Source organism: Corynebacterium sp. LK26 (assembly GCF_014335085.1).
Classification (GTDB): domain Bacteria; phylum Actinomycetota; class Actinomycetes; order Mycobacteriales; family Mycobacteriaceae; genus Corynebacterium; species Corynebacterium jeikeium_D.
The window spans coordinates 81,633-94,411 of the sequence record NZ_PDHB01000007.1; the positions used below are offsets into that span (position 1 = coordinate 81,633).

The following is a 12,779-nucleotide window of genomic DNA, read 5'->3' on the forward strand; positions in this document are numbered from 1 at the left end:
CGACAACTTCACAATTCAAAGAGGCGCACGCAGTAGCTCTGTGTGCGTCTCTTTCTATTCGGCGCCCTGACACCGCTTGCCAGTACTGCTTGCCGATGGCGCCTGCGATTAGGACATATACCTCTGCCTGCGGTACCCTGGCAGGGTTGCTTGACGCAACGATCCTCCTGCTGCATAGCGGTTGGCATGAAAGACAGTGCCAGCGCACCACGCTGTGTAGCCGAAATACAAGAACTAGACCATAGGAGGTGATGAGGTCCGTGCGTCACTACGAAGTAATGATTATTATCGATCCGTCTCAGGATGAGCGCACCGTAGGCCCGTCCCTGGAGAAGTACCTCGACGTTGTCCGCAAGGAGAACGGCAAGGTGGAGAAGGTGGACATCTGGGGTAAGCGCCACCTCGCCTACCCGATCGAGAAGAAGGAAGACGGCATCTACGTTGTCGTCGACCTCACCTGCGAGTCCGCAACCGTGCTGGAACTCGACCGTCGTCTGAATCTGAACGACAGCATCCTGCGCACCAAGGTGCTGCGGGTTGATCGTTAATCTGCGTCATATTTGCGTAGCTAGAGTGCTCGAATGGGGCACACCGGTAATGCGAAAGCCGTAGGATAGCGGGCGAAAGCCCCATCATCAGCTCGACAGAATACAACCGAGGAGAAGAAGCATGGCTCAGGGAGACGTACAAATCACAGTGGTTGGCAACCTGGTTGCTGACCCGGAGCTTAAGTACACCCAGAACGGCACCGCCGTCGCGAACTTCCGCGTCGCGTCGACTCCGCGGGTGTACCGAGATGGCCAGTGGGTTGACGGCGAGGGCATGTTCCTCACCTGCAGCCTGTGGCGTGAGGCAGCGGAGAACGCTGTCGAAAGTCTCTCCAAGGGCATGCGCGTCATCGTCCAGGGTCGTCTGCGCCAGCGCAGTTACGAGACCCGCGAGGGCGAGCGTCGTACCGTCTTTGAGGTTGAGGTCGATGAGGTGGGCCCGTCCCTGAAGTTCGCTCGAGCTCAGGTCACGCGCACTCCACGCAACGGCGGTGGAAACTTTGGCGGCGGCAACCGCAGCCAGGGCGGAAATGCCGGTGGTGGTTTCGGCGGTGGCTTTGGTGGAAACCAGGGCAACCAGGGTGGACAGGGCGATCGCGGTTTTGGTGGCGGAGCTCCTGCGGAAGATCCGTGGAACTCAGCTCCTCCGGCCGGTGGCGGCTTCGGCGGCGATGAGCCTCCGTTCTAAGCTCCTTCCAGCCACGGCACTACGTGACTAGTTTGCAGCAGATTTAGCATCCACAATTCTCATAATCTTTTAAAGACATATCCAGCGAAAGGCAGGGATCATGAAGCTGATCCTCACCGCCGACGTTGACAAGCTCGGTGTCGCAGGCGACATCGTTGAGGTCAAGGCCGGCTACGGACGTAACTACCTGCTTCCTCGCGGACTGGCAATTGTTGCCACCCGCGGCGCAGAAAAGCAGATCGAGGGCATTCGTCGTGCCCAGGAGGCTCGCGCTATCCGCGACCTCGACCATGCACGTGAAGTCAAGCAGAAGATTGATTCGCTCGACAACGTCTCCGTTGCTGTGAAGGCTTCGGAAAATGGCAAGCTGTTCGGTTCTGTCACCAAGGGTGACATCGCCGATGCAGTTCGTAAGGCTTCCGGTCAGGCTATCGACAAGCGCGCAGTCGTGCTTGCTCCGAGCCAGATCAAGTCCCTTGGTAAGCACACCGTTGACATCGCGCTGCACCCGCAGATTACCGCGCATGTTTCCGTACAGGTCGTCGCCGCGTAAGTTCGCGGTTTAGAGTTTTTACTTTGACGGCGGCTGACGAGCACCGCGTTTAAAGACTGCGCGGGCTCTGAGGCCCAATGACAACAGCACACGTGAAGCTCTGATCTTTCCTAGTGAAAGGTCAGGGCTTTTCGTGGTTTAAGGCTGGTTTAAAGCCTTTTACGCAGGTGCTGGAAAGAGCGTCTACGACTTGTCCACAGGCTAACAATGATTTCTGTGGATAAACCTGTGGGTAACTTGCCTGGCTGCCGTGGATAACTCTTCTGGAGTGCACGAGATTTTTATTAATTCATCGTTAATAATCTCCGCATGAGCAGCATCGATGCTAAAGGGGTAACAGAGGATTACATTTGTGCAGGATTAAGGCAAATACGCACTGACCTGCGTAGATAGAATATTTCCGGGTTGAAACTCCGCTACCCCCGTTAACATTCAAGCGGCGGTTTAGGGTTACGGACCGTTCACCTGGACTTTTCTTGATTGTGCACATGTTCTCCCCAGGCTTGTCCACAGGCGCTGTGGATAACTTCGGGGATAAACACCGTAGAAGATTGTTTTCCGGGGCCTTCAAGGGTACTTTTACAGGTCCGTCAATCCGCTCGAACAGGTATAACTGCGGTAGGTAGTCAGGTGTCCAGTGCTGGCGGTCGGAACAGACATATTGAGTGTGACGGTCAGTCAGCAACAGGGTTGAAAAGGCACCTAAGTGGTCCAGAAGGGGAGGAGCTGCTCACGATGAGTCAGCCTGTAGGTGATGGTGGTCATTCCGGAGCAGGGGACGAGGCGTCCTCCTACTCGGTAAATTCCCACGATGATTCCTTCGATGACGTTCCGCTGCCCCCGGAACCGCCGGTAGAGGATGCGCCACCGGAGGAGTATTCCTTCTCTCAGAGCTCGGGCAACGGATCGTCGGCAAGCGGATCTGGGGCGCGGGACTGGGAGCGAGACCGTGGTCGTGGCGCTCGTGCGAGTGCGGTCGCGGGCGCGACTTTTGAGCGCACGCCGCCGCACAATATCGAGGCGGAGCAGAGTGTGCTCGGCGCGATGCTGCTGAACTCAGAGGTCGTTGCGGATGTGTACGAGCAGCTGACGCCGGAGGATTTCTACCGGCCAGCGCACCAGACGATTTACTCGGCGATTTTGCACCTCTACGGTGAGTCCTCGGAAATTGACCCTATTTTGCTGGCAGGTCGTCTGGATCGAACTGGAGACCTGGAGCGTATCGGTGGTCCGCTGTACCTGCACACCTTGGCCTCCCTGGTTCCAACGGCGGCGAATGCGCAGTTCTATGCCCGCATTGTTGCGGAGAAGGCGACAATCCGTCGCCTGGTCGAGGCCGGCACGAAGATCGCCCAGATCGGCTATGCGGGCGCGGAGGACACGGAGCCGGAGCAGCTGGTGGATGAGGCGCAGCAGCTCATCTTCAGCGTTGGACGTGAGAACACGAAGAATGACTACGTTCCCATCGCCGATGTCCTGGATGACACGCTGGAGGAACTGGATCTTATTACCCAAAACGGCGGTCTGGCGCAGGGTGTGCCGACGGGGATTACCAACCTGGACAAGCTGACGAACGGCCTTCACCCAGGTCAGATGGTGATTATTGCGGCTCGTCCGGGTGTGGGTAAGTCCACGCTGGCGATGGACTTCATGCGTTCGGCATCGATTCGCAACGGCATGACCAGCGCAATTTTCTCGTTGGAAATGTCGCGCAACGAAATCATGATGCGCATCATGTCCGCAGAGGCGAAAATCAACATGGCATCTTTGCGCTCCGGTGACCTGGATGAGCGGGACTGGACAAAGCTGGTCGAGGTCGGCGACAAGATTCGTGATGCTCCGCTGTTTATTGATGACTCGCCGAACCTGACCATGATGGAAATTCGCGCGAAGGCACGTCAGCTGAAGCAGAAGCACGATCTGAAGATGATTGTGGTCGACTACCTGCAGCTGATGAGCTCGGGTAAAAAAGTCGAGTCCAGGCAGCAAGAGGTCTCGGAGTTCTCCCGTCAGCTCAAGTTGTTGGCGAAGGAGCTCGAGGTACCGCTGATTGCAATTTCGCAGCTGAATCGTGGTCCGGAAGCTCGCACAGATAAGAAGCCACAGGTCTCGGACCTGCGTGAGTCGGGTTCGCTGGAGCAGGATGCCGATATCGTCATGCTGATTTACCGGCCGGACTCGCAGGAGGCTGACCATGAACGTGCTGGTGAGGCGGATATTATCGTCGCAAAGCACCGTGGTGGACCGACCGGAAGCATTGCCGTGGCCCACCAGCTGCACTACTCCAGGTTCGCCAACCTGGCGGAGGAGCCCAGCGGTTCTCTCTAGGTGCCTGGCCTAGCCACCCAGAATTAGTGCAATCCGGGTGGCTAGGTAAGGTGAGTGACAGTCAATGGGGCGAGTTTTCGTGCGTTGATGGTTTTGAAGGTTTTGAGGGTTACGCGGAGTCGTCGGGAAGCGGGGAAGCACTATGTCACCAACTGCCGCTCCCGTGGCAGCGGAGGCCAAAGCGAAAAGGCAGAAGAGCGCGCCGAAACAGCGCGTCGGCTGGGTGGATGCGGCCAAGGGGCTGTGCATTCTTTTAGTTGTGTTTGGCCATGCCATCACAGAGCTGCAAGCGCACGGTTACTACACGGCGCAGTGGGCGGGGATTAACTTCTTCCTCGGACCAATCCGTATGCCGCTGTTTTTCCTGCTATCTGGGCTGTTCGCCGGCAAGGCACTCAAGGAGTCGTGGCATAAGTTGGCCAATCGCCGAATCTGGGTGATGGTCTATCTCTACGTGATTTGGGTGCCACTGCGTGACTTCGTGCTTTTCCTCATGCCATATACGCACGTGGATGCCGATGGCATAGTGTCTCCGCCGCCGATTACGGACCACAGCGCGTGGGGGCCGCGAATTTACAACACGCTTCACGCGATCATCGAGCCAACTTCCTACCTGTGGTTTCTGTGGGCGCTGGCGCTGTTCGCAATTCTCACACGAGCATTCCGCTGGGTACATCCGGTGATTCAGCTCATCGTTACAGGCCTCATTAGTGCATGGGCGCCTTTTGCCTCGTCCAGCTGGTCGTGGGACTTTGTCAGCAAAATGCTGTTCTTCTACGTGCTGGGCATGTACGGCGCGCCCTGGATCTTCCGGATGGCACAGCGTCGCAGTGGTCTCGCACTACTAGTGACGCTGACGGCGTTCCTGTCGGTGGCGATCTGGGTGCAGGCGACCTACTCGAGCTTTAACGAAGGCAACGTCGGCTTCACCCGTGTGTACCTGTCCACCACTGGCGCACTGGCTGCAATCAATATTATGGCGATGCTGCAGAACACTCGCCTAGTTGTGCCCTTTGAAAAGGTTGGCGGCCGAACGCTGCCTATCTTCCTCATGCACATTCCAATGTTGGTTGTGGTCATGATTATTTGTGACCTCATTCTGCCGAAGGACCCACATTTGGTCATCATGACGCCGCTGGTGACTATCATTGCGGCGATGCTGTGTCTTGGTCTGCACAGGTTGCTGCTTGCCATCGGTGCCGGGTGGCTCTTTGTCCGTCCTGCGTGGGTAGTGCGCATGACTACGCCGGGGCAGCGTGCCCTTCAGCGCAGTCAGAATCCTTCTTCCCTGCCTGAAGGCGAGGCTCCGCGGCAGCCTAAGAGCGAACCTGCTTCCTAATTCAGCTCAACAAGGCGGTAGCGTGGAACCGGGAGCCGATCAGGCGGCAGAAGTGACACAGAGAATAGCCATGAAGAAATGAGAAAGCCATGCGTCTAGCAACGTTGCGATACCAGGGTGCAACCCGCGCCGCTGTTCTCGGCGACGGCGTAGCGGTCCTTTTTGATGACCACTGTCTCGGAGATGTGTTAGCGCGGCCAACGTGGCGTCGTGAAGCGGAAGAACTCTTGGCGGAGGCGGGGAACAACCCTGACAACGTCATGGCGGAGAGCGCGTGGGCGTTCGCACCGCTGATTACGCGGCCGGGCAAAATCGTCTGCGTCGGCTTGAACTATGCCGCGCACATCGACGAGATGGGGCACCAGCGCCCCGAGGTGCCAACGTTATTTGCGAAGTTTGCCGATGCCGTCGCCGGTGCGAAGGATGATATCCGAGTGCCGGAGGCCTGCGCGGAGAAGCTCGATTACGAAGGCGAGCTCGCGGTTATCGTCGGCGAGACCTGCCTGCGGGTGTCGGAGGAGCAGGCACAGGACGCTATCGCTGGGTACGCGATTATGAATGACTTCACCCAGCGCGATTTCCAGTATGCCACCGCGCAGTGGCTACAGGGGAAGACGTTGCAGCGCGCCAGTGCTTTCGGGCCGTGGATGCTCACGGCTGATGCTTTCGATGCGGACTCCGCGCGGGTGCGCACATACGTCGACGGAGAGCTGCGCCAGGATGCACCGATTGCGGACCTTGTTTTCTCCCCGGCAAAGTTGATCGCCTACATCTCACAGTTCGTGCAGCTGAACCCGGGCGATGTCATCTCCACGGGAACGCCGGCGGGTGTTGGCCACGGCATGAGCCCGCAGACCTACCTTCAGGATGGCCAGGAAATGGTCATCACCATCGATGGCCTGGGTAAACAGGCCAACACTGTCCGCATCAACCACTAGCACGCGCCGCTTTACGACGTTCCCGCGAACCCGGCGGGAATGAAACGACCCCCGCGTGCGTTGTGGGAGACTAACGGGTAAAAACCTACGTAAAGAACGTGAAGTTAGAACACGACGTTAAAGAGTAAGAGGAGTTAGACCCATGGCAACTGTTGATATTACGAACGAGACTTTCGCTGAGACTATTCAGAACAACGACATTGTGCTCGTTGATGCCTGGGCATCCTGGTGCGGTCCGTGCCGCCAGTTCGCCCCGATTTATGAGAAGGCTTCGGAGAAGCACTCAGAGGTAGTGTTCGCAAAGCTGGACACCGATGCCAACCAGGAGGTTTCGGCGGCCCTGGGCATTCAGTCGATTCCGACGCTGTTTGTTTTCCGCGAGGGAATCCTGCTGTTCCAGCACTCTGGTGTGCTGCCGGAGGCCGCCCTGAGCGATCTGGTTGGCCAGGCTTCGGAGCTGAACATGGATGATGTCCGTGCGCAAATTGCCGAGCAGGCCGCACAGGATAGCGCTACCGAGTAAACTCTGCGGTTCAGCCCGCATACTGTGCGTTTTCCGACTTGGAGCACTTCCGCGTAAGCCCCCGCGCCTGAACTAGCCCTCAAGCGCGCGGGGGCTTTTTGTATCTAGTCCGCGCGCTGGCCACGAATGAGCCAGCCAATACCAAAGCCAGCGAGTGCTGCTACTAGCGCCCACAGGGCTGGAGCGACTTTGTTTGAGTCCTCCTCAATCGACAGTGGTGCGCTGGTGCGGGCGTGCTTTGTCTCCTTCTCACCTGTTGGCAGAACCTGCCCGTCTGGGAACACGTGCTTGACAGCTTCGGTGAGTTCGTTGGCGGTCAGGTTTTTGCCCAGAACCGCGATAGCGTAACGGTCATCGTCGCCAAGGAATCCGGCAGTGGTGTGCTGCTCTTCGTACCAACCGGACTTGTTGGCAATCGTTTCCTTCGGTAGCGCTGCACGCAGACCGAAGTTCTGGTCTGCATCGCCGTAGGAGTAGCGCGGCAGTGAGTACATCAGCTGACGCATGTATTTGGTCTCCGTGTCGCTCAGCCCGCCTTCTTCGCTCAGCATCCGGTCAAAGTAGGCAACCATGTCGGCTGGCGTACTGGTGGTGGCTCCCCACATAGGTGAGCCGACAGTCTTATCCGAGAGGCCGTAGCGCTGTCGGACATTGTCAACGATGCGTACACCGCCGTAGGAATCCCACAGCTCGTCAGTTGCTTCGTTGTTGGAGTATCGAATCATGTCGTCGCGCAGCATGGCGTCGGGGTTGCCCTCAACCGGCATATCACCCTGGCCAGCGACAATCTCGCCCTTCTTCGGCTGCGTGTAGTTGGAATAGGCCACAACGTCGGCGACGAATACCTTCATCAGGCTGGCGAGGCGAAAAACATCATCACAGTGTGAGTTGCAGATGAACTCACCGGTCTGGCGATCCAGAATGCCCATGCCGAGCATGCCGCCCTTAGCGTCGAACTTCTCAGTCACTTCGTCGAGACGAGTTTGCACGCCAAGGCCCCACTGGGTCTTCGCCCCTGGCACAAGTGGGGGAAACTCCTTCGGCTCACTTTTCACAGTGCTTTCCGACGGCTCCGTCGAGGACGTTTCCGATGTCGGTGAAGAGGTTTTCTCGGTCGACTTCTCAGCCGACTGTTCCGCCGACTTCTCTGCGGTTCGCCCTGTGCTCTTCTCGGGAGCCTTTTCAGTTGGCTTTTCGGTGGTCTTCTTGGTTTTTGCGTCGGAGGGCTTAGCCGGCTCCGTTGACGATGGAGCTGCTACGACTACCTGCGAAAATGCACCGGTATCGGTGGAGTCAGCAGTTGCGGTGACTGTCGCGTTAGCCAGCGGCGCAGTTGCTGACAGAGTAATTACCGCGGCGAGACTCGCGGCCAGTCCGCGGTACGTGCGTTGAGGGCAATGAACCATGTTTAGAGAGTTTACAACTCTGGGGGAGTCTTGCTTGTCGGTAACCAGCTCTTTCCGTTTGCCGAGAGAGAGCGAGCTAGCTCACGTACAATTTTTTAAGAGATGGAATCTTCTCGGTTCCGATTAGTTATTCCGCATATGTTGAGGAAGGTTGGATTTGCATGGCTAATCCATTTGCCAAGGGCTGGAAGTACATGATGTCTTCGTTCGATAAGAAGATCGAGGACAATGCGGATCCTAAGGTTCAGATTGCACAGGCAGCTGAGGCCGAGCGTCAGCGCCATCAGGAGATTCAGCGTCAGGCTGCGGCTATCATCGGCAACCGCAATCAGCTGGAAATGCAGCTGGGGCGGTTGACCTCTGAGCGTGACAAGATTACCGAGAACACCCGGCAGGCACTCGCCAATGCGGATCAAGCTCGTGCCAAGGGCGATGAGGCCACTGCACAGAAGATGGAAAGCACTGCTGAGGTGTTTGCCACCCAGCTGGTGAATGTTGAAAAGGAGCTGGAAAATACTACGCAGCTCCACCAGCAGGCCGTATCTGCTGCTGAGGAGGCACAGCGTCAGGCGCAGCAGTCGCAGGCTCGCTACGAGCAGATTAAGCAGGATATCCGCAAGCTGGAGTCGCAGGCCGATCAGGCCAAGATGCAAGAGACCGCGTCGAAGACTCTCCAGAGCATGCAGGGTATTTCCGAGGATCCGAATGTGCCGGCTTTGGATTCGGTCCGTGAGAAGATTGAAGGCCGCTACGCCAATGCGTTGGGCGCTCAGGAGCTCGCGGAATCCTCACAGGCAGGTCGTATGGCTGAGATCGAGACTTCGACTCGCGATGCCGCTGCTGACATGCGTCTGGCCGAAATTCGTGCCCAGATGAATAATGAAAACGCTGCTCTCGAATCCGGTTCTGCCGCGAAGGATAACGCCGGCGAGCTGGAGGCCGCCGAGTCCGCCGAGTCCGTTGAGGCCGTTGAGGACACCACAACGGACGCAGACGAAGCGAAGTAGCGTTCACCAGTTGCCAACAATCGTCAACAAGAAAGTGTCGGGGTTTATGTCAGTTTGAGCGGGAAAAACCACCCTAAACTGACATAAACCCCGACACTTTCTCGCACCAGCAGCGCCAGCAGCGACAGTAGCGCCAGCAGCGACAGTAGCGCCAGCAGTGCTGAAGCCACCGAAACTGCTGAATCCGTGAGGCGCGCTATTACTCCAATTCGCCGTTCTTCCGCGCGAGCAGCACTCCGCGGATACCGGCGTGGAAACCATCGCGCAGATTGACGCGCTGCGTCTCCGTCAGCGTGTATTCGTGCAGGGTTTCGCACGCAAACTGCAGCAGCGGACGATCAATGTCCGGTGGCAGCCCACCACCAGAGAGCAAGTGGGCACTATCGCGCGCCTGCTCGTTCGCAATATTCTCGTACCACCAGTTCGCGTACTGCTGTCCCACATCGAACGGCGTCTGAAAACCCGCGGATGCCCACACCTCGTTCGGCAGGGGCACGTATCGACTACGCAGCTTCCTCCTTGGCGCCATCATCGAAGGATTCGGCCGCGGGCTTGGTTTCGGCGTACTCGTGTTGGCACCGTCTTCGCTTGTCGACGACTCCGTCGCCGACTCCCCACTGCCGGTTGCAGTCGACGACGCGGAATCGGAGGCAGACGCGCCTGCATGCTCGGCTCCGGTGTTGTTCGCAGTGTCGTTACCAGCCCCACTGCCAGTGTTGACTGTCGCGCCGGGCATGGCCGCTGGAGAAGGCTGTGCTGGCTGCGTTGGCTGCGTTGGTGAGGCAGCCGAAACGCCCGAAGCAGCGGAATCCACCCGTGTAGCTTCCGAACCGCCGGTGCGCTCTACCTCAGCGCGGTGCTCAGCCTGCGCCGGGATTTCCCGGGCACCCATCTTGGCCGCGTGCTCGACCTCGTTGAACTTCGGCGAGTCGGCCTTGGCCGTCGGCGTGGCTGCGGCATTGTCTTCGCTGCGACAGTCGGAGTCGCTGTCAGCCGTGGGGGATGGCACAACGCGCTGGTCCTGCGGAACCTCCGGAGTTCCGGCCTCCGGCGAAGCAGCGTCACCGTCGGCGGCGGAGGGAGTGTTCTCCGTGCCGTCGTCAAGCGAGCCCTCGCCCGGAGGAGTGATGCGCGTATCCGGCACGCAGGTAGCGCCGAGATCTTCGATTGGTTCGGCATCGCCCAGCGGCTTATTCGTGCGGACGACCGGTGGGATTGGGCCTTCGAGGACATTGAGCTGCATGGCGTCGGCGAAGTCCTCGCGGGGATCGAGGATTGTCGTCGAATCGCAGGCATGGCGAAGTGCACCGGACATGGAGTCCCAGCCGAAGCCGTAGAGATGCACGCGCACACCGGCAGCCGAAGCCTCGGCGACGCCGGGCAGCATGTCCGCATCGCCCGAGACCAGCACGATATCGGAAACTTGGTTGCGCAGGCCGGCGACAACCATGTCTGCGACGAGCCGAGTATCGACGGCCTTCTGCGTCCGTCGGTCACCCCATTCAATGAGTTGACCTGCGCGCAGCTGCACACCATCGATCGTGCGCAGTGAGCGCTGGTAACGATGCGGCCCCGACTCCGGGATGCCGTCGTACCAAAGTTGCCGCTGAACTGGCTGGTTCAGCTGCTGGTTAATCATTCGGTCAAGGACACTAACTACTTCTCTAAGGTCGATTTCTAATTGCCCGCGGGCTCCGGTTTCCCACGAGTTGTAAAAGCTCGCCAATAAATATGACGTATCGACGAACACCAATGTGCGTTCAAGCATGGCTCCTAATTCCTGATTCTTTATTAACTAAATAAGCAAACCGGTTACATCGACAAGGATGCCCGAATAATTCATTCTATGCGCTAAACATGTTTAACTTCAGGGACTATTCTTAATAAGCCGCATCACTTTGACCGCTCTTCGCGGGTTGGCAGGAGTGCGAGTCGACGAGAAGGCACCGATCAATTTAGGTATTGACGTGCAAAGAAATCGCCCCGCGAAGAGTACGACCACACAGGAGAAGGGGAGTTACAAACAGGTATGAGACGCTGGTTCGGCCTATTGGTTCTCATTACTGTGTTGGGACAAGCGGTTTTCAACGGCGGTCGCGTGCTGCTTTCTTGGCGAGTCCTCGATTTTGGCGGTTCCGCCGCCACCGTCGGCTGGTTCACTGCCGCATTTTCACTTGTACCTCTTATTATTGCGCTTCCCGCCGGCAAGCTTGTCGACAGTCATCGCGCCACCGAAGTCATGTACTCCGGTCTCGTCGCCACCGTCATCGCGGCAGCAGTAATGGCGCTCTCGCCGAACCTACCTATTCTTCTGCTCGGCTACGTGGCCCTGGGTTTTGCCCACATGACCACGCTCATCGCCGCTCAAGGCATGGTTTCGCACCTGCGTGGCGGCGTCGCCGGGCTCGATAGCCTCTTTGCTTATTTCACGCTCGGAATTTCCGTCGGGCAGTTCCTCGGCATTGTCGGTGCAGGTCTGCTCACTCCCAACCACGACGGCAGCGCCATGACCGCCACCACTTCTGCGCTCTGGGCGATGACGGGAATCGGCGCGGTCGCCCTGGTCATCGGCTGGCCGGTCGCAACTGCTTATCGACGGCACGAAGCGAATGCAGCCGCCGAAGTGCAAGCTGCTAGCTCAACTGAGCAATCCCCGGCGTCGACTGTTAGCGACCGCAGCCGGATGGACAAGAGGCGGCCGGCGCAGGCCGAAGCCAGCGGCGCATCGGTCTTAAGCATCCTGCGTATCGACGGCATGTCCAGCGCCATGGCTGTATCAATTGCGGTCATCGTAGCCATTGACCTGTTGACGGCATATGTGCCGGTGCTGGGACGCGAACTGGGCTTTAGTGTTGCCGAGGTGACGGTAATCCTTGGTGCGCGTAGTGGCCTCGCGATTATTTCCCGAGCCCTCATGCCGACTGTTTTGCACCGAGCTAATCGCAATCGAGTCCTTATCATTGCAGTTTGTGCCGGTGTCCTGCCGCTTTTGGCAATGCCGTGGCTACAGAGTGCGTGGCTGATGGTTGTCGCGGTTGGTATCTGTGGCTTGGCGTGGGGTTTTGTCATGCCCATGTCAATGACGTGGGTGAGCTCCCTGGTGGATGCCGAGGTGCGCGCTCAGGCGCTATCCATCCGACTGATGGGTAACCGCTTGGCGCAGGTCATCCTGCCGCCGGTTGCTGGTTTGGGTGCTACCGCGATGGGTGCAGGCAGCGTGTTTCTGGGTGCGGGTGCGCTGATGGGGGTCGCGTCTGCCACTGCTTGGCGACGACTCGCAGGTGACAAGGCGGCTCTGACTAAGTAATTGGTCAATTGCTGAGTTGCTGAAAAGTAGCGCCCGAGCCGTAGGAAGGCTCAAATCTGGCATACAGAGTTAACTAAAGTGATTCGTTTTCCAGGTTCTACCAGCGGATTCGCTTAAATAGGGGCATGTGTGTAATGTATCG

General features: G+C 58.1%; 12 protein-coding genes. 9 read left to right on the forward strand and 3 right to left on the reverse strand.

Annotated features, from left to right (window positions below; translation table 11 throughout):
* Positions 1 to 260: 260 nt before the first annotated feature.
* From rpsF to trxA, 7 genes are all read left to right on the forward strand, one after another.
* Complete coding sequence (gene rpsF / locus CRD13_RS06600) at positions 261 to 548, forward strand: 30S ribosomal protein S6 (RefSeq protein WP_005511978.1); 288 nt, start codon at positions 261 to 263, stop codon at positions 546 to 548.
* A gap of 121 nt (positions 549 to 669) precedes the next feature.
* Positions 670 to 1,236, forward strand: a complete 567-nt coding sequence (locus CRD13_RS06605) for a single-stranded DNA-binding protein (protein WP_049170077.1) — start codon at positions 670 to 672, stop codon at positions 1,234 to 1,236.
* 100 nt (positions 1,237 to 1,336) lie between these two features.
* Positions 1,337 to 1,789: a 50S ribosomal protein L9 gene (gene rplI, locus CRD13_RS06610; RefSeq protein ID WP_005511982.1), complete on the forward strand. Its 453-nt coding sequence runs from the start codon at positions 1,337 to 1,339 to the stop codon at positions 1,787 to 1,789.
* Between the two features lie 735 nt (positions 1,790 to 2,524).
* Positions 2,525 to 4,117 carry a replicative DNA helicase gene (gene dnaB, locus CRD13_RS06615; protein WP_049170075.1) on the forward strand — a complete coding sequence of 531 codons (1,593 nt, stop codon included), beginning with the start codon at positions 2,525 to 2,527 and terminating at the stop codon, positions 4,115 to 4,117.
* Between the two features lie 142 nt (positions 4,118 to 4,259).
* Positions 4,260 to 5,456, forward strand: coding sequence for an acyltransferase family protein (locus CRD13_RS06620; RefSeq protein WP_187401442.1), 1,197 nt, complete (start codon positions 4,260 to 4,262; stop codon positions 5,454 to 5,456).
* 89 nt (positions 5,457 to 5,545) lie between these two features.
* Positions 5,546 to 6,394, forward strand: coding sequence for a fumarylacetoacetate hydrolase family protein (locus CRD13_RS06625; protein ID WP_016421701.1), 849 nt, complete (start codon positions 5,546 to 5,548; stop codon positions 6,392 to 6,394).
* Between the two features lie 142 nt (positions 6,395 to 6,536).
* Entirely contained in the window at positions 6,537 to 6,917 is a 381-nt protein-coding gene (gene trxA, locus CRD13_RS06630) for a thioredoxin (RefSeq protein WP_016421700.1), read from the forward strand.
* 104 nt (positions 6,918 to 7,021) lie between these two features.
* On the opposite strand, the gene CRD13_RS06635 is transcribed toward trxA, so the two are convergent.
* Positions 7,022 to 8,323, reverse strand: a complete 1,302-nt coding sequence (locus CRD13_RS06635) for a serine hydrolase (RefSeq protein WP_070549571.1) — start codon at positions 8,321 to 8,323, stop codon at positions 7,022 to 7,024.
* 161 nt (positions 8,324 to 8,484) lie between these two features.
* Here CRD13_RS06635 and CRD13_RS06640 point away from each other — a divergent pair, with 161 nt between their 5' ends.
* Positions 8,485 to 9,330 carry a PspA/IM30 family protein gene (locus CRD13_RS06640; RefSeq protein ID WP_187401443.1) on the forward strand — a complete coding sequence of 282 codons (846 nt, stop codon included), beginning with the start codon at positions 8,485 to 8,487 and terminating at the stop codon, positions 9,328 to 9,330.
* Between the two features lie 44 nt (positions 9,331 to 9,374).
* On the opposite strand, the gene CRD13_RS11005 is transcribed toward CRD13_RS06640, so the two are convergent.
* Together CRD13_RS11005 and CRD13_RS06645 are read right to left on the reverse strand one after the other, a co-directional pair.
* Positions 9,375 to 9,500 carry a hypothetical protein gene (locus tag CRD13_RS11005; protein ID WP_255456202.1) on the reverse strand — a complete coding sequence of 42 codons (126 nt, stop codon included), beginning with the start codon at positions 9,498 to 9,500 and terminating at the stop codon, positions 9,375 to 9,377.
* 29 nt (positions 9,501 to 9,529) lie between these two features.
* Positions 9,530 to 11,098 (reverse strand): NYN domain-containing protein, encoded by a 1,569-nt coding sequence (locus tag CRD13_RS06645; protein WP_070858421.1) that lies wholly within the window; start codon positions 11,096 to 11,098, stop codon positions 9,530 to 9,532.
* Between the two features lie 261 nt (positions 11,099 to 11,359).
* On the opposite strand from CRD13_RS06645, the gene CRD13_RS06650 reads away from it, so the two are divergent.
* Positions 11,360 to 12,637 carry an MFS transporter gene (locus tag CRD13_RS06650; protein WP_187401444.1) on the forward strand — a complete coding sequence of 426 codons (1,278 nt, stop codon included), beginning with the start codon at positions 11,360 to 11,362 and terminating at the stop codon, positions 12,635 to 12,637.
* Positions 12,638 to 12,779: the final 142 nt, after the last annotated feature.